The organism is Spirosoma pollinicola (assembly GCF_002831565.1).
In the GTDB taxonomy this organism is placed as follows: Bacteria; Bacteroidota; Bacteroidia; order Cytophagales; family Spirosomataceae; genus Spirosoma; species Spirosoma pollinicola.
This window is the reverse complement of record NZ_CP025096.1, coordinates 402282-418316: the sequence shown is the minus strand read 5'-3', so window position 1 is coordinate 418316 and position 16035 is coordinate 402282. Positions and strand designations below refer to the sequence as shown.

The 16035-nt window shown below is 49.4% G+C and carries 17 protein-coding genes and 1 pseudogene; 7 read left to right on the top strand and 11 right to left on the bottom strand.

The genetic code is table 11. The features are described 5' to 3' along the window. Positions 1-23 precede the first annotated feature (23 nt). Entirely contained in the window at positions 24-1028 is a 1005-nt protein-coding gene (locus tag CWM47_RS01680) for an ABC transporter ATP-binding protein (protein ID WP_100986064.1), read from the top strand. 60 nt (positions 1029-1088) lie between these two features. Beyond that, positions 1089-1265: a hypothetical protein gene (locus tag CWM47_RS38725; RefSeq protein WP_170069398.1), complete on the top strand. Its 177-nt coding sequence runs from the start codon at positions 1089-1091 to the stop codon at positions 1263-1265. Positions 1266-1315: 50 nt separating this feature from the next. Here CWM47_RS38725 and CWM47_RS01675 read toward each other — a convergent pair whose 3' ends face one another. From CWM47_RS01675 to CWM47_RS01625, 11 genes are all read right to left on the bottom strand, one after another. Next, positions 1316-2278, bottom strand: coding sequence for an AAA family ATPase (locus CWM47_RS01675; protein ID WP_100986063.1), 963 nt, complete (start codon positions 2276-2278; stop codon positions 1316-1318). Positions 2279-2404: 126 nt separating this feature from the next. Further along, complete coding sequence (locus CWM47_RS01670; RefSeq protein WP_100986062.1) at positions 2405-3784, bottom strand: peptidylprolyl isomerase; 1380 nt, start codon at positions 3782-3784, stop codon at positions 2405-2407. 136 nt (positions 3785-3920) lie between these two features. Further along, positions 3921-6290: a peptidylprolyl isomerase gene (locus CWM47_RS01665; RefSeq protein ID WP_100986061.1), complete on the bottom strand. Its 2370-nt coding sequence runs from the start codon at positions 6288-6290 to the stop codon at positions 3921-3923. A 91-nt stretch (positions 6291-6381) separates the two neighbouring features. Further along, the gene (locus CWM47_RS01660) at positions 6382-7086 is read right to left on the bottom strand and encodes a hypothetical protein (protein WP_100986060.1); all 705 of its coding nucleotides are present in this window, start codon (positions 7084-7086) and stop codon (positions 6382-6384) included. Between the two features lie 80 nt (positions 7087-7166). Continuing rightward, positions 7167-7505 carry a n-acetylglutamate synthase gene (locus CWM47_RS01655; protein ID WP_100986059.1) on the bottom strand — a complete coding sequence of 113 codons (339 nt, stop codon included), beginning with the start codon at positions 7503-7505 and terminating at the stop codon, positions 7167-7169. Positions 7506-7668: 163 nt separating this feature from the next. Next, positions 7669-8712: an agmatine deiminase family protein gene (locus tag CWM47_RS01650; RefSeq protein WP_100986058.1), complete on the bottom strand. Its 1044-nt coding sequence runs from the start codon at positions 8710-8712 to the stop codon at positions 7669-7671. Positions 8713-8818: 106 nt separating this feature from the next. Then, positions 8819-9505 (bottom strand): HAD family hydrolase, encoded by a 687-nt coding sequence (locus CWM47_RS01645; protein ID WP_100986057.1) that lies wholly within the window; start codon positions 9503-9505, stop codon positions 8819-8821. Between the two features lie 11 nt (positions 9506-9516). Further along, the gene (locus CWM47_RS01640) at positions 9517-9744 is read right to left on the bottom strand and encodes a hypothetical protein (RefSeq protein ID WP_100986056.1); all 228 of its coding nucleotides are present in this window, start codon (positions 9742-9744) and stop codon (positions 9517-9519) included. An 82-nt stretch (positions 9745-9826) separates the two neighbouring features. Then, positions 9827-10564 (bottom strand): 3-keto-disaccharide hydrolase, encoded by a 738-nt coding sequence (locus tag CWM47_RS01635; protein ID WP_100986055.1) that lies wholly within the window; start codon positions 10562-10564, stop codon positions 9827-9829. Between the two features lie 211 nt (positions 10565-10775). Further along, positions 10776-11966 (bottom strand): tRNA 2-thiouridine(34) synthase MnmA, encoded by a 1191-nt coding sequence (gene mnmA, locus CWM47_RS01630; protein WP_100986054.1) that lies wholly within the window; start codon positions 11964-11966, stop codon positions 10776-10778. Between the two features lie 257 nt (positions 11967-12223). Next, positions 12224-13480, bottom strand: coding sequence for an exo-beta-N-acetylmuramidase NamZ family protein (locus CWM47_RS01625; RefSeq protein WP_100986053.1), 1257 nt, complete (start codon positions 13478-13480; stop codon positions 12224-12226). 315 nt (positions 13481-13795) lie between these two features. Between CWM47_RS01625 and CWM47_RS01620 the strand changes: the two genes are divergently transcribed. From CWM47_RS01620 to CWM47_RS01605, 5 genes and pseudogenes are all read left to right on the top strand, one after another. Continuing rightward, complete coding sequence (locus tag CWM47_RS01620) at positions 13796-14131, top strand: PadR family transcriptional regulator (protein WP_100986052.1); 336 nt, start codon at positions 13796-13798, stop codon at positions 14129-14131. Then, positions 14128-14478: a permease prefix domain 2-containing transporter gene (locus tag CWM47_RS40015; RefSeq protein ID WP_157815874.1), complete on the top strand. Its 351-nt coding sequence runs from the start codon at positions 14128-14130 to the stop codon at positions 14476-14478. The genes CWM47_RS01620 and CWM47_RS40015 overlap by 4 nt, the downstream gene beginning before the upstream one ends. Beyond that, a complete protein-coding gene (locus CWM47_RS40010) occupies positions 14372-14971 on the top strand; it encodes an ABC transporter permease (RefSeq protein ID WP_394341975.1) in 600 nt (199 codons plus the stop codon). The genes CWM47_RS40015 and CWM47_RS40010 overlap by 107 nt, the downstream gene beginning before the upstream one ends. Then, a pseudogene (locus CWM47_RS40005) lies at positions 14961-15464 on the top strand (ABC transporter permease); the annotation flags it as partial. The gene CWM47_RS40010 and the pseudogene CWM47_RS40005, both read left to right, overlap by 11 nt. A gap of 174 nt (positions 15465-15638) precedes the next feature. Continuing rightward, positions 15639-16031: a VOC family protein gene (locus tag CWM47_RS01605; protein ID WP_100986050.1), complete on the top strand. Its 393-nt coding sequence runs from the start codon at positions 15639-15641 to the stop codon at positions 16029-16031. Positions 16032-16035: the final 4 nt, after the last annotated feature.

The window sequence follows — 16035 nt, the reverse complement described above, 5'->3', positions numbered from 1 at the left end:
CCGACCGGGACGGTCGGTGCTACATGCTCACAGCAACAAAACTCACCAAAACCTATCGCGATGTTCAGGCGGTACGGCATGTTTCATTGTCACTCGAACCCGGCCGGATCATGGCACTCGTAGGCGCCAGCGGTTCGGGGAAAAGTACCCTGTTGAATCTGTTGGCAGGCCTGGCTGATGCCGATGCGGGCGAGGTAAGACTCAATAACGAGCGGGTAGTAGGGCCATCGGAAGTGCTGGTGCCGGGCCATGCCAATATTCGGCTGGTGCATCAGGAATACCAGCTTATGCCAAACGTGTCGGTGCGGGAGAATATCAAATATGCCCTCCGGTTTTTCGAGAAAAGCTACCGGGAGTATCGGGTCGATCAGTTGCTGAAACTTTGCCGACTGACCGACGTGCAGGATCGGATACCCCGTCAGGTGTCGGGGGGCGAAAAGCAACGGACAGCCATTGCCCGCGCTATCGCCGATAAACCCGCTATCTTGTTGTTAGACGAGCCATTCAGCCATCTCGACCTGCCTAACCGGCTTATCGTTCGCGATTTATTGTTTGACATGGTTCGTCAGGATAATGGTGGGTCTGGCCAGACTTCCTGTATTATTGTTACACACGATGCTACCGATGCGCTTTCCATTGCTGATTCTCTGGGTATTATGCGCGATGGAAAATTGATACAGATCGGGTCACCGGTCGACGTGTATCGTCGGCCCACGACAGCATATGCTGCCCGTATGACGGGTCCGGTCAATATTCTAAAAGCCAAACACCTGCCCACGCTGCACCTGCCCGACACGAACAATCCGAATGAACTGGTTTGTCTACGACCGGAACAGATTCACCTTGACGAAACAGGGGCAACCGGCACTATACGAGCCTTATTTTTTAAAGGGAGTCATTACGAACTGGAGGTCGAACTTTCGCGCTATGTGTGCCTGCGTTTGCTGACCACGCGCAGCGATATGCAAGTGGGCCAGCAAGTGCGTATTCGGGTTGCCGCGGAGTCCGCCTGGTATTTAAAGCCTTGACATTGATTAAACCCTCCGGTTCGTTCTGGGTTGTATGGTAAACAAAATCAACAACACGTTATGGAAAACCGTGAACAACCAGACCCCGGCGTGGATCAACCCAGCGGGAAAGATGATTTTTTGGTCGGTGAACAGACCGAGGATGTGGACGCTTCGGGAGTAGATGACCACTCAACCGGCATGGGCGAAGAGGGGCAGGATTATCTGGGCAAGACAAATCGGAAAGACGAGGAGTAAAGGGAGGAGGGGGAGTAAGGGAGTCATTTGCTTCCCTTTACTCCCCCTTTTTACATCAGGCGCTTAATCAACTGTTCAACCGATATGCCCTCGGCTTCGGCTTTAAAGTTGCGGACAACCCGGTGCCGAAGAATAGGCATGGCTACGGCCCGAACATCTTCAATATCGGGCGAATATTTTCCGTTTAACAGGGCGTTGCATTTGGCAGCCAGAATGAGTGCCTGCGATGCCCGGGGACCTGCTCCCCACTCTAAATATAAATTCGCATCCGGCGACCCTTTTTCCGTATTTGGCCGGGTTTTATGAACGAGCGAAACGGCGTATTCAATCACATTATCGACAACCGGCACCCGGCGAACCAAGTGTTGGAATTCACGGATTTCTTCGCCCGTAATCACTCGTTGCACATCGTATTTTTTGTCGGATGTAGTGCTTCTAACAATATCCAGCTCCGATTGGTACGAAGGGTAGTCCAGGTAAATATTGAACATGAACCGGTCTAACTGCGCTTCGGGCAGGGGGTAGGTACCTTCCTGCTCAATAGGGTTTTGGGTAGCCAGAACAAAGAAAGGTCTGTCCAGATTGTATTTTTGACCGGCAATCGTAACCGAGTACTCCTGCATCGCTTCGAGCAGGGCCGCCTGTGTTTTAGGCGGTGTCCGGTTAATTTCATCGGCCAGAATGATATTGGCGAAAATTGGGCCTTTAATAAATTTGAAATTGCGCTCCTGATCCAGTGTTTCGGAACCCAGAATATCTGAAGGCATCAAATCGGGCGTAAACTGTATGCGGTTAAAATCAAGATCCAGTGCACCAGCAATGGTTTGAATCAGCAATGTTTTTGCCAGCCCCGGCACCCCTACCAACAAACAGTGGCCCTGACAAAAGATAGCAGTCAGCAATAAGCGAACCGTATCATCCTGACCAATAACAACTTTCGAAATTTCAGTTTTTAACTTCTGATAAGATACTGTAAGGGCTTCGGCAGCCGCGACATCCGATGAGTAGGGCACAGGAATCTAATTATGAATGATAAACAATGAAGAGTGAAGAATGAAGAGTGAAAAGTGAATGTTAAAAGAGGGGGTCTGCCGTCATTTACTATTCTACATTGTTCATTTTACATTCTACATTTATTATTAATTGCCCCCACCGCTGAGGGTTGCCGCACTGCCCTGGGTTGTGCCGAAAATTTTACAGCTATGAAACTCAGGGTCAACTGTGATATAAACATCAGCAACGGACTTCTTGAACCAGTTGTCGATGGCGCGATTCTTTTTATTCTGAAGCACAATTGTTTGCAGTTTTTCAAAGTCTTTCGTGAAATCGGCCGTGTGTGGAGCAATTTTACTTTTGAAATACAACAATCGTACCGCACTTTTACCATCTTCGGTACGATACGGTAATGGAGCCGAAATTTCACCAACTTTCATCGTATCGAGCATCTGGAACATGGCATATTCCATCGATCCGTCCATAGCCATCCGGCTGCTGCCCGATTGGGCATCGCGAAGCAGGCCGCCAGCATCGGCTGTACCTTTATCTTCCGAATAATCTTTAGCCGCTTTATCGAACTTGAGCGAGTCGATTTTAATCAGATTCCGCAGACTATCTAAATAATGCGTTGGGCCAGAAACGTCCAGCCGGTTATAATCAGGACGTAACAGAATGTGCCGGGAGTGATATTCTGCTCCACGAGTTTCCAGCAGCTGAATCAGGTGAAGGCCAAAATCCGATTCAACAACGTCCGACATTTCATTGGGCTTCAGCTTCAGGGCTGCGCCCTCAAAGGGAGCCACCATGGCGCCACGTTTGGCAAAGCCTAGGTCACCACCATTCTGTCCCGAGCCAACGTCTTCCGAAAATTCTTTTGCCAGTTTGGCAAAATCCTCCCCTTTTTCAACGCGCGTTCTGAGATCGAGCAGTTTTTGGCGAAGCACATCTTTTTGCTCCTTTGTAGGTTTGGCAAAGCGAACGATCTGGCCAATTTCTACTTCGGCAGGAATATAGGGTAAACTGTCTTTCGGAATACCGTCGAAAAATTTACGAACGTCGCGTGGGGTCACTTTCACATCCGACGTAATTTTCGATTGCATCTTCTGAACAAGCTTTTGCTCTTTCACCTGCGTACGCAGTTCACTTTTCAGCATTTCAAGGCTTTTACCGTAGGCTTCCACAATGTTTTTGTCGGAACCGAATTGCTGAATCATGTACTGCATCCGCGAATCAAGTTCGCTGTCCACGATCTTCTCTTCGATCATTACAGAGTCAATTTCGGCTTTGGCCAACATCATTTTGTTGATGACCAAGCTCTCCAGCAGTTGACACTTTTGGGGTGGGGTTTGGTTTTGACCCACATATGATTGATAGGCTTCTTCCAGGTCAGACCGAAGCACATAGTAGTTGTCGACCTTGGCAATGATTTTATTCAGGCTAATGCCCTGGCCCTGCCCAAAGGTGGGCACGGTCAGAAACCAGCCAACCAAAATGACAAGCGCACTGCTGATTACTTTTTTCATGTTTTAAAGATAAGCAGATAATGGTTGTTGCTCTGCGTTTTAAGAAATTTTAAGTGGAATAAGAAGGTAGGAAAGTAGGGAAGTAGGTGGAATAAGTAAATCGGTAACGACCTGACTGCACCCACTACACTAATTTCTATTTCGCCAACTTCCGAATTTCTTCTTCATTGACCTTAATCGAGTAGGTTTGCCGAAGCTGGCCCAGCCATTGTTTTTCAAGCGTTGCCTGATATTCATTGATGACCGTTCCCCGTGCTTCGGCAAACGTTTTGGCGCGTGCCGGTTCAATGCGGTCAATGATCACTGAGACGGCCTTCTTGTCGCGACGAAGGCTATTTGTTCCAACTTTCCACTCCTTGATGCTGTCCAGATAAGGATTGTCGTTCTGAGCAAACAAACCCGTTGTGATAACCACTGCCGGGTCGGAGGCTGGCGATGCGAATTTGCTGTTGAGTACTTTCGCAATATCATTTTTGGCATTGCTGAAATACTGAAAAGCTACATTCCGCTGGGCATCTTTAGCCGCTCCGGGCCTGGCTCCCTGAAAATCTTTTTCCATAATGCGGCTAAGCGAAACGCCGTTTTTCTGCAAATAACTGACCACCGTCCGAATGCGCCCCGCTGAAACCGAATCACTTTCTGTAGGGTCGTGAGAGCCGCTTACTTCGAGCACATAATCAGGATTGGCACTCATAACAACCAGTACATCGAACAGGGTTTCGAGAAGGCCGGGTGTCAGGGCTGTCTGCCCTTTGGCAAACGTCAGCGGTGCCGCCGAGCGTCGAAGCTGGTAAGGGGCCCGGCCACTGAGCATAGTATTCGCTTGTTTGAGGAGGCTATCATTCTGTGCCACAACAATGGTGGCCAGGGCGCGTTCAGGAAAACTATACTTCGCTTTATTCTGCTCAAAGTACTGCTGTTGACCTGTAGAGTCGACCATGGAGCGTTCCCAGACGTTCTGCTCCATTACCTGCGATAACAGAACACCGTCCCGGATTTCATTCAGCAAAGCCCGGAATTCAGGCGATTTTTTGTCCAGATTCGCTTCTTCTGTAGCGATCAGTTGATCGCCCACAAAACGGTCGAATAACTGCCGCATCGCCACCGTTGGTGAGCCGCCAGACTGGCGTTCGGCGGGTGACGTTGCTGAATTTGTTGCGTTCGATGTTGACAAGGCAGGGTTCCGCTGGGGTTGTTGACGCAGCCGAACGTACCCAAAAAACTGATTCACCGTGTAGACTTGTTGACCAATGGTAACTAGCGCTTTGTTTTGAAGGCTGGGCTCAAGCGGCTCGGCAACGCGCCATTGACCACGTAGCAAACTACTGTCGGCTTTGGTCAGCGCAACCTCTAGCAGAGATTGGTCGGTCTTGACAGCATACTCCGTTTGTAAACGATGCACCGTACTCTGGCGTAGAACCTCCGCGCGGCTGTCGGTGGTTACGCGCTGTCGTAGCGAAGGCCCCAGAATGGTGTAGGTATCCAGCCCTTTGCGTTCAATGAGTTTAATGATGTGCCAGCCGTAGTTGGTACGAACGGGCCTGGTGTATTCGCCGGGTTTGGATAGCGAAAAGGCCGCATCCTCAAAGGCAGGTACCCAACGGCCCGGCTCAAACATAGGCAAAACACCTCCGTTGGCTTTGGAGGTGGCATCATCTGAAAACAGTCGACAAACCTGTTCGAAAGAATCGCCTTTTTGTAGCCGATCATAGGCCAAATTGATTCGCTCCTGTGCTGCTTTCTGGCCAACTTCATCAGCTGATGGGCTAATTCTTAGTAAAATATGCGCTACGCGAACCCGCCCCCTGCTTGATCGACGGTTATTGACTTTAATAATATGATAGCCAAAACGTGTGCGAACAGGGGCCGAAATACTACCGGTTGGCGTGGCGAAAGCGGCAGTTTCCAGCGGGTAAACGACACCAAAAACAGAGATATAACCTAGATTTCCGCCATTTGAAGCTGTATTGACATCCTGCGAATGCTCACGAGCCAATTTGGCAAAATCGTCTCCTGCCTGGGCTTGTTTGCGTAAAGACAGAATGGTTTGATAAGCCGCCAGGGTATCGGCAGGGGATGCGTATGCCGAAACAGGAATCAGAATGTGCGAAGCATTGACTTCTTCCTGCATACGCTGGTATGCCTCTGCCGCCAACGACTCTACCAGCACTTTGTCGGTCAGGTATGACTGCGCCAGTTGTTTCCGGTAGGTGCTCATCTCCTCCCGAAAAGCCTCGGTTGTATCGCGCCCATCAGATTCGGCCGCCAGTACTTTTAACTTCAGGTTCGTGTAGAGGTCAAAATAATTTTTTACGTCGGTTCGCTGGGCAGAATCAGTTGAAAGTTGATTTTTGGTAAACGACTGAAAGAAATCGTTGGTCGTAAAGGCTTTATTGCCCAGCGTTAGAATAACGGGTTCTGGTGGTGTTTGCTGAACAACGGGTGCGGTTGTTTTACAGGCTGTAACAAGTAAAGCCAGTAAAAATCCGCCTGTGAAATGGCGCATAGCGTCTGAAAAGGTGATATTGATTATAGGAGTAAAACAGATACGGCAGGAAAAACATTCGATATGTATAAGCAACGTTAGTCAAGCGTCCTTATTGGCGCACTGGCCGGATTTTCACCGACTTGAGGGTGATGTCGTACTCAAGCCGGTAGTCAAATGAGTCCTTTAGATTTTGCCCGGTAAACGTAGCGGGTACACGAACGAATCGCTGTTTTTTCTTCCGTACATCGGCCTCACGAAGTTCTACACTGCTTTGTCCAAGCAAATCATCGTCGTCGAGTTTATCCAGTAACTGCAATCCAACCCCCGACGCTACCAATCCTGCCGAGACGTATTTCAAGGGTGTTAACACCTCGGTTGCCGTGAGGAGCAGCCCTGCCGGAAGGGCGATCAGGTTGTGTATTTTCTGAATTTTTGCCATCGTTTGCCGCGCCTGGTCGTAATTATCGACTTCGATAAGGACCAGCGAGGCAACAATTCGCCCGTTTCGGGGTAGTTCCAAATTGATTGATTTTGCCTTACTGGGTTCGCCCGATTGAGGAGTAGCCTGAAGGTCGAGTTGCTGATCTTTCTGTACACGTTCAACACCCCATCCACCATTCACAACAGCTACGGCTTTGTTGTTGGCGTCGTAGCTGGTTAAGGAATACGCCATCATCAGTTCATCCCGCCGACTTACGGTTTCTTCCAGGTTCACCGCTTTGAGCGTGCGGGGTGTCAACTCGGCTCTAAGTACCGGTTGTCGGGCACAGCCAGTTGTCAGAACCAGGATTGAACTAATTAATATGATTCTCATAATGTAAATAGAACGCCGATTTTTATGATCTCTATGATGAGCGATTTTTTGACTGAACACGCCTGTTATGCTGTAATAAGTCAAATTAAAATCTCCTCAACGACAGACTCGCCTGAAGATTGATCCCCACAGGTCCACTGCCATTTTTCGTGCAGTCGCAGGCGTCCATCGGGCAGGAGTTCAGGTGTTGACAGGCACCTGCCGGTCATCAACTCGCCCTGTGTGTTGACGTGTTCGTAGCGCATATCCAGGCTATCGTCGGCCTGTACAGTCGCAATCAGAAACCCTTTTACGATGCTTCCGCCTGCATACTCGGCCCACACCAGTTTATTCTGCTGGTGATAATGAAAGATCGTTTCAGAGCTCACCTCGCCATTGGTGGTGTTCGTGACGGAGCGAAAAGTTTTATTGTTATACATCTGGAACGGGATTTTAAGAAGATTTAATCAGATTTTCCTGATTACTGCAGAAAAATCTGAATAAACCCGAAAAGTCTATTGGTACTGAAGCTGTAGGTTGAACAATCGAGCTGCCTTTTTTGCAGTAATCATGAAAATCCTTTTAATCTTCTTAAAATCCCGGTCAGATACTTGGTTCCTGCTGGCTCAGGCAGTGAAAACTACCGAGGCCCCAAACGATATCGGTGGAGTCGATGCCGATGATCTTGCGGTCTGGAAAGCACGAGCCGATAATATCCAACGCCTGTTGATCTTTGTCGCATCGGAAGGTTGGGACGATAACGGCACCGTTAGTGATCAGGAAATTGGCATAGGAAGCTGGAAGCCGCAGTCCATCACTTTCGACCGGGTCGGGCATGGGTAACTCGACGATGTTCAATTGCTTCCCGTTCAGCAAGCGCATTTGTTTCAATTCATGATGAATTTCCTGTAGGAATGGGTAGTTCGCGTCGTTTTTGTTTGATTCATACGCAGCAATGACGGTATCTTCATTCACAAACCGAACGGTATCGTCAATATGCCCATCGGTATCATCGCCCACAATCCCTTCTTCAACCCACAGCACCTGTTTAACGCCGTAATAGTCGCACAGGTATTGTTCGATATTGGCTTGTGTCAGGTGCGAATTTCGGTTCTGATTGAGCAAACAAGCACGGCTGGTCAGCACGGTTCCGGCGCCATTGAACTCTACCGAACCGCCTTCCATAATGATGCCCGGTGTTACGTAATTCAGGTTACGGTAGTGGGCAATTTCTACCGGAATCAGGTCGTCGCGATCGTAGGGCGGGTACTTGCCACCCCATGCGTTGTAGCCCCAGTTTACGATCATCCGCTCTTTTTTGTCCGGATTGATCAGAAAAGCCGGGCCGTGGTCGCGGCACCAGGAGTCATTGGTGGGGTGTGGCAGGAGCGTAATGCGGCTCATGTCGGCTCCAGCCGCTAACAGGCGCATCTTAGCCGACTGCATCACAATGTCGTTATGTGCGTTGATGCACACCTGTTCACTTTCGGCGATGGCTTTGATAAACTCAATGTAGGCCGGAAACATCAACTCCTGCCGTTCGCGCGTCCAGGAAGCTTCGGTATGTGGCCAGCTGAGCCAGGTGGCCACATGCGGATGCCACTCGGCAGGAAAGAAAAAGCCCTCACGGGCGGGAATTAATGCCATGAACGATGTACGAATTACGATATACGATCTATAGACGGTCCGGCTTTGCGGTACGAATTACGATTTACTACCGCAAAGGTACGGCGAGACGATAAAGATTTTGTCTTTATGCCGGTTGAATCAATGCGCGCACTGCCTCTGGAGTCAGTTTTGTGAAATCAGCGACAATCAAGGATGCGCCGGTCTCTGCCAGTTCATCGGGTGTATGGGTCGTTGCGAGCGCCACCACCTTCATGCCTGCCCGAAGTCCGGCTTCGATACCGGCAAAGGCATCTTCGAACACCACACACCGGGCTGGTTCAATCCCAACGCGTTCAGCGGCTGTGAGGTAAATTTCGGGGTCGGGTTTGCCGCGATGGATCATGCTGGCATCCACAACAGCATCGAAATAGGGGCGAAGGGGAAGTCCATCCAGCGTAAAGAGAACATTACTTTCCGGGGCCGATGTGCCTACCGCCAACTTAACCGACTGAGCTTTTAAGGCGTTCAGGAAATCCAGTAGACCCGGTGCGGGCTGCAGATGCGGCCGATATAATTCGCGGTAAATCGCTTCTTTCTCTTCAGTCAGTACAATCAATTCACCGGGGGTAATGGGCCGCTGAAACAGATATCCCATCGCATCAGCCGAAACGCGTCCGTTGATGTTTTCAACGTACTGATCTTTTGTCAACGGGCGATCATGCTGTTGGGCAAATTGCAGCCAGGCATTGACATGGAAGTCGGTATTGTCGACCAGGACACCGTCCATGTCGAACAGAGCGGCCCAGTTTTGGGCCGTAGATGTAGTGGGCATGAAAATTGAATTTATGATAAAATGTCTCCGGCTAAAATGGCCGCTTCGTGGAGCAGTTCCGTAGAGACCAGCTCGTCTGTTACGTCTTCAATGCGTTCATCGAATGCGTCGATACCGTCGTCATTCGCAAGCGAGGTCGATTTCATACCCAGCAACAAGCGACCCATATAGAGCAGATTGAGCGAGAAACGCAATTCGGGTAGTGCGCGACTATGACGGGTTTGGGGGTCGGTTTGCATATTTTTTTGTAGCGCGGACATCCTGTCCGCATGGCAGAAAGCTAACGTAGTTTCAGCCATGCGGACAGGATGTCCGCGCTACTTACAACGCCTTTATCTTGATATTTCTAAAGTAAATCGGGGCTCCTGCGTGTTTGCCCTGCAAACCAATATAGCCACGAAGGGGTAAGTCGGCGGGTGCTTTGTTGAGCCAGGAAGGAACCTCTGAACCATCGGGATTGGCTTTGGCTGAGGTAAACTTCGACAGGTCGATGGTGTTGACTAATTGATTGTTCAGCACGACATAAATTAGCTTTCCCTGGCAGGTAATCGTATAGCGATTCCACTCGTCAGGCTTTTTAACGACCTGTTGTTTGATGGCCGCCTGATGACCGAAAAATGCGCCACATTGCCAGTTAGCAGGCGAATCGGCCCATTTTTTTGCGTAATCGTCAGCAATTTGAATCTCCACCGAGTTCGGAATCCAGTTAGTGGTGTCACTGGCATGAACCACTACGCCACTGTTCGTGCCATCGGCGGTCTTGAAGAGCAGATCCAGTACAAAATCGTCGTAAGGTATGGCTGACCATATGGCTACATCGGCTGAAGCCGTCAACACCCCGCCGTCATCGAACGTCCAGATGCCCTTTGGGAAGCCAGCGTCAGACAAGTCACTGGCAAATAGTGGCTTCCAGCCTGCACCGCTTGAGTTAGGGTGTCCTTTAGGCGGTGTAATAGGGGCGGTTGCCGTGGATGCTGCCCCGGTGGATACTGATGTTTGGGCAACTAATTGGACGGTACAGGCTAGTACAAATCCCGCAAGTAAAACAAGTTTTTTCATGTAAAGGGGCCTAATCAGGTTGCACTAAATAGTTAATCTCAAGTGATTATCGGGTCTGTACAACGGACGGGGCCGCCAATCACTTAATTTATAGCCACAAAGAAACACTATTATTTTTTTATAGAAAGACTGCTCTGAACCAGAGCAGCGTGTACAGAACTTCGCAAAGTTATTCTGCACACGCTGTAGTAACGAGCTCAATCTAATGGTATTATAAGCTGCTCACCGCAAGTTGCGGGTGAACTGCCGTATCTTTGTTACTATCCGTACGGGTGAACTCGTCGCCCTGACGAAAGCTTTTCATAATCCATCCGCCCCCAATCACATCGTCGCCTTCATAGAAAACAGCCGCCTGACCGGGTGCAATTGCTGAAACACCTTCGTTGAAGAGTACTTCGATTTTGTCGCCCGACTGCGAAATGGTAGCTGCTGTGCCGGGGTCTTTGTACCGCACTTTCGTGACCGTTTCCATTGGTGCATTAATGGCAGGGTATTTTTGCAGATTCAACTTGCTCACAATCATGCCATCGCGGAACAAATCTTTATCGACGCCCAATACTACTTCATTTGTGTCTTTCCTGATCTCTGTTACAAACATCGGTTGCCCAAACGCCATGCCCAGCCCTTTGCGTTGGCCGATGGTGTAGAACGGATAGCCCTGGTGTTTGCCCATCACTTTTCCGGTGCCTTCCATCACGAAGTTACCTCCGGCTACCTCGGCTTCCAGACCCGGCATACGCCGTTTCAAAAAGCCCCGGTAATCATTGTCAGGCACGAAACAGATTTCGTAGGATTCCGATTTGGTAACCAGTTCCATAAAGCCGCGCTCTTTGGCCATTTCGCGAATTTCGGATTTGCGCAAATGACCCAGCGGCAACTTAGTACGACTCAAACTCTCCTGCGATACGCCCCACAATACGTAGGACTGGTCTTTTAGGGAATCAACGCCTTTGGAAAGAACAAATCGCCGGGAAGCCGTACCGGCACCCTCTTCGCGAATATGTGCATAGTGCCCGGTGGCAATGGACTCACAATCTAGCCGGTCGGCCCGGCGCAGGAGGGCATCCCATTTGATGTGGGTGTTACACATCACGCAGGGATTAGGTGTCCGACCTTCGAGGTATTCGCCCGTGAAATGGTCGATGACGGCGTCACCGAATTCCTCCCGAATGTCCAGAATGTAATGGGGAAAGCCGAGGCTAACGGCAATGTTGCGGGCGTCGTTGATACTGTCCAAACTGCAACAGCCCGTTTCTTTTTTAGTACCGCCTGAGGACGCATAGTCCCAGGTTTTCATGGTCATTCCGATGACCTCGTAACCCTCTTCGTGAAGCATGACCGCTGCCAGCGAAGAGTCAATACCGCCACTCATGGCGACTAGAATTCGTCCGTGTTTGCTCATATCTGCCGGGGTCCAAAGCCCCGCGATTTTAGTGTTTTTGCCTATGCCGATCTCCGTTGGAAACGACACACAAAGATACGAACGCAAATGAGAGGGGTCTTAGTTTCGGAAGGGATGAATTGGCTTTAGAGGGTAAAGAATTTCTATCCCATCCTTGTTAATCTAACGCGGGGGCAGATTTACAAGGTGAAAATGAGAACAACTAGTATTATATATTTATTTGGGTTACTTATTTGATTTCGCCATCAGTGGATTGACTACGGGTAAATCAAATACTTCTTCCGCATCTGCTTATAAGCAGACAAACCCGGTTCCCAGCTTTGTCGGATTTCCTTTTCGGAAACGCCTGCAATGATCTGTTTTCTTAAAGCTTCGTTACCGCTTCGGTAGTTGAAATTCCCGATTTGCTTACTGTAACTCGTATCGAAAAAGCGGGCTTTGTCGGGATACGCTTTGTATAATTCCATCAGCCATTGCAGATTGAGTTGTTTGGTTTTGCGTAGTAGGTTGGTATCATATTTTCGTAGATCAAGACCGTAGCAATCCTCATCCTGATGTAAGGGTGTTTCGCTCATACCTTTAAGACTTACTGGTTTAAAGGAAAACGAATACAGACCCTTCAGGGCGGGTGCCCCCAAAACGGTAAAAGGCATGTAGGTGCCCCGTCCCTGGCTGATGATCGTTCCTTCGAACCAGCAAAGGCTGGGGTACAGTAAAATTGACTGTTGCGTGTTTAGATTGGGCGAGGGCAAAACGGGTAACGTATAAGGAATGTCGTGATTGTAATTGGCTACCTTAACAATATGTAGCTTGCACGGTTTTGTTTTGGCGACTCCTCCCCAGCCTTCGCCATTAATCATCTGGGCAAACTCGGCGATGGTGCAGCCATGCGTAATAGGAATTGGGTGCATCCCAATCCCTGAATACAGATGAGGTTCCAGAATAGGGCCATCGACGATAAAGCCGTTCGGGTTGGGCCGGTCCAGAATCATCAGCTCTTTGTTGTTCTCGGCACAGGCCTCCATTACATGGTTGAGCGTATTAATGTAGGTGTAAAACCGGCAACCCACGTCCTGAATGTCGAAAATCATCAGGTCGATGTTCACTAACTGCTCTTTAGACGGCTTCTTGTTTTTGCCGTATAGCGAAACAACCGGAATGCCGGTTTTGGCATCAACCGCATCATCTACTTTAGCTCCGTTGCTGGCATTACCCCGAAATCCGTGCTCAGGTCCGAAGATCGAGACGATGTTCACGCCCAGGCTTACCAGACTGTCTACGCTGGGTTTGCTGCCAATGATCGACGTCTGGTTAACGACCATGCCAATGCGTTTGCCTTTAAGATACGGTAGGTAAGCCGAGATCTGGTCAGCACCGGTGGTCACTTTCCTGGCCTGCGTGACTACGGTAGCAGGCGTGTCGAAGTCGGATGGCTGGGTGGAGCGAACTGCCGGATTAATGGCACACGATAGACCTAGGGTCAGGGGGATAATTATGAATGAGCTGATTTTCATGAATTCAGGGTAATGACAACAAAAAAACGACGGTTTGGTACATTAGTCAGGGTAAACTTAATAATAGATACGCTAAAAGTCTGCTATCATCGCGTAGCTTCTTGTGCAAAACAGAGAATACAACAAAAGCCAAATCAGCCAGATTGAATGATACCGTACTGGATTCCGGTGTCCATTGCGGGACACATGCTGTCCATTTACAGACAGAATAAACAGGTTGATTTTTTCAGAATAATGGCCTGAATGCCCTATCTGAACCTTTTTGACATTGGTCTCAGATTTGTACGATAAAATAGAGACTAATCAAATGAAGCAATGCGTCGCACGTATTTAGGCGAATTTGAAGAAGTAGTATTGTTGATGGTGGCTATTCTGGATGGCGAGGGCTACGGTGTCACCGTGAGTCAGGCATTGGAAGAGCACACCGGTCGAATCGTGACCTTTGGTACGGTTCATAACACGCTGATCCGACTGGAGGAGAAAGGATTTGTTCGCTCAGAACTGGGCGGAGCCACCACCGAGCGGGGTGGACGACGTAAGTGGCTGTTTCAGGTAACGGCCTTGGGCAGTAAGGCGTTGCAGGAAATTCAGCAACTACGGCAGGAATTGTGGCAGATGGTCCCACCCAACACGCTTCAACTCGCCAGATGATGAATCAACCTAAACATAAACCGAACCGTAGGACCGGAGTACCGAACCACGAACCGCGCTGGGCGCAACGGTTACTCCGCTGGTTCCACCCCGAAAATACCCTCGAAGAGGTTGAGGGCGACCTCTACGAACTCTATGCCTACTGGTATGAGCGATCAGGCCAGACGCAGGCTACAGTACGCTATGTGCTCAATGTATTATCTGTACTGCCACCCTTTGTGTGCCGTCGGAAACCCAGGCATGAACAGGCTAAAACAACCCTTTTTCCTACACCCCGACATGCTACAAAATTATTTGAAAATCGCCTTTCGAAATTTGAAAAGTCAAAAGCTGTACTCCTTCATTAACATTGGTGGGCTGGCGGTAGGCATGGCCGTGGCCATGCTGATCGGGCTGTGGATTTATGATGAACTATCGTTCAATAAATACCACAAAAACTACGACCGCATTGCGCAGGTCATGCAAAATCAGACCATAAATGGGGCTGTCAGTACGGCCCCAACTATTCCCATTCCGCTGGCCAATGTGTTGCGCAACGCATACGGGTCTGACTTCAAACACATCGTACTGTCTTCTTGGACAGAGGGTCATATTCTGTCATTCGGCGAAAAGAAATTCTGGAAAACGGGCAATTACATCGAACCGCAAGCGCCCGCTAGGCTGTCGCTAACAATGATCAAAGGGACCAGAGCGGGCCTGAACGAACCGTATTTCATCATGATGTCAAAATCGGTCGCCAGCGCTCTGTTCGGAATGGCTGATCCGATGGGAAAGCTGATGAAAATAGAGGCTCAAACGGCGGTTAAAGTGACGGGTGTATATGACCATGAGCACCAGTGAAGCGGTGGCTAAAATTGACGTCGTCTACCAGAAATACAACCCGACAGCCCCTTTCGACTACAAGTTCGCTGATGCCGAATACACCGAAAAATTTGCCGTCGAGGCCCGCATTGGCACGTTAGCTTCGTTTTTTGCGGTGCTGGCTATCTTCATTTCCTGTCTGGGCTTGTTTGGCCTGGCGTCTTTCGTAGCGGAACGGCGGACCAAAGAGATTGGCGTCCGCAAAGTATTGGGGGCCAGCGTACTTAATCTGTGGGGACTACTTTCCAAAGACTTTCTGGTGCTGGTCATTATTTCGTTTGCCATCGCTACACCCATCGCGTACTACTTCCTGACAAACTGGCTTCAGCAGTACGAATACCAAACCGATCCCTCGTGGTGGATTTTCGCCGTATCGGGAGCTGGCGTTCTCGTCGTTACATTGCTAACGGTTAGCTTCCAGAGTATCAAAGCTGCCCTAATGAACCCAGTGAAGAGTTTACGGAGCGAATAGGGGAGAACATACGCCATATTTCCAAGATATGGCGTATGTTCTCCCCTATTCGAAATTAATTCGTAAAACCCTTTTACTTTTTTCGAAGCTCAGCAAGGACATAAAAAGATTACGTCCTGCGCGGTGTATACTTGTGTCGAAACATTTACCTGTGCTCATTAAGCAACCCGACAGATGCAGTCACCCCAAGCAACGCTGAAAAACGCCTGGCCTTACCAGCAGGATCAAATGAACTTACCTGTTGCCGATCTGGAAACGGCTTTACCTTTTTACGAAACCATTCTGGGCTTTCGGCTGGTATCACGAAGTGAAACGCCCCATCAATCGGCGGTACTGGAGCGCGACGGTATTCAGATTGACCTAGCCGAAAACGGGGGCGACCCGCAGCAGGACGGTTGCTTTTTTGAAGTCGATGATGTCGAAACGATGTTGACAGAACTAATGGCAACAGGCTTCGACAATATAACGCCCGACTTTAGCCAGCAACAACATGGCAATGTAACGTGGAAAGTCTTTTTCGTCGTTGCGCCCGATGGACTTTGTTACTGCTATGGGCAACGGCAATGATGAG

Bases quoted from the DNA above. Each gene is read 5' to 3' on its own strand.
- CWM47_RS01665 (WP_100986061.1), bottom strand. From the start codon at position 6,290: ATGCGCCATTTCACAGGCGGATTTTTACTGGCTTTACTTGTTACAGCC.
- CWM47_RS01650 (WP_100986058.1), bottom strand. From the start codon at position 8,712: ATGGCATTAATTCCCGCCCGTGAGGGCTTTTTCTTTCCTGCCGAGTGG.
- CWM47_RS01680 (WP_100986064.1), top strand. From the start codon at position 24: ATGCTCACAGCAACAAAACTCACCAAAACCTATCGCGATGTTCAGGCG.
- CWM47_RS01640 (WP_100986056.1), bottom strand. From the start codon at position 9,744: ATGCAAACCGACCCCCAAACCCGTCATAGTCGCGCACTACCCGAATTG.
- CWM47_RS01655 (WP_100986059.1), bottom strand. From the start codon at position 7,505: ATGTATAACAATAAAACTTTTCGCTCCGTCACGAACACCACCAATGGC.
- CWM47_RS01635 (WP_100986055.1), bottom strand. From the start codon at position 10,564: ATGAAAAAACTTGTTTTACTTGCGGGATTTGTACTAGCCTGTACCGTC.
- CWM47_RS01605 (WP_100986050.1), top strand. From the start codon at position 15,639: ATGCAGTCACCCCAAGCAACGCTGAAAAACGCCTGGCCTTACCAGCAG.
- CWM47_RS01620 (WP_100986052.1), top strand. From the start codon at position 13,796: ATGCGTCGCACGTATTTAGGCGAATTTGAAGAAGTAGTATTGTTGATG.
- CWM47_RS38725 (WP_170069398.1), top strand. From the start codon at position 1,089: ATGGAAAACCGTGAACAACCAGACCCCGGCGTGGATCAACCCAGCGGG.
- CWM47_RS40010 (WP_394341975.1), top strand. From the start codon at position 14,372: ATGAACAGGCTAAAACAACCCTTTTTCCTACACCCCGACATGCTACAA.
- mnmA (WP_100986054.1), bottom strand. From the start codon at position 11,966: ATGAGCAAACACGGACGAATTCTAGTCGCCATGAGTGGCGGTATTGAC.
- CWM47_RS01670 (WP_100986062.1), bottom strand. From the start codon at position 3,784: ATGAAAAAAGTAATCAGCAGTGCGCTTGTCATTTTGGTTGGCTGGTTT.
- CWM47_RS40015 (WP_157815874.1), top strand. From the start codon at position 14,128: ATGATGAATCAACCTAAACATAAACCGAACCGTAGGACCGGAGTACCG.
- CWM47_RS01645 (WP_100986057.1), bottom strand. From the start codon at position 9,505: ATGCCCACTACATCTACGGCCCAAAACTGGGCCGCTCTGTTCGACATG.
- CWM47_RS01625 (WP_100986053.1), bottom strand. From the start codon at position 13,480: ATGAAAATCAGCTCATTCATAATTATCCCCCTGACCCTAGGTCTATCG.
- CWM47_RS01660 (WP_100986060.1), bottom strand. From the start codon at position 7,086: ATGAGAATCATATTAATTAGTTCAATCCTGGTTCTGACAACTGGCTGT.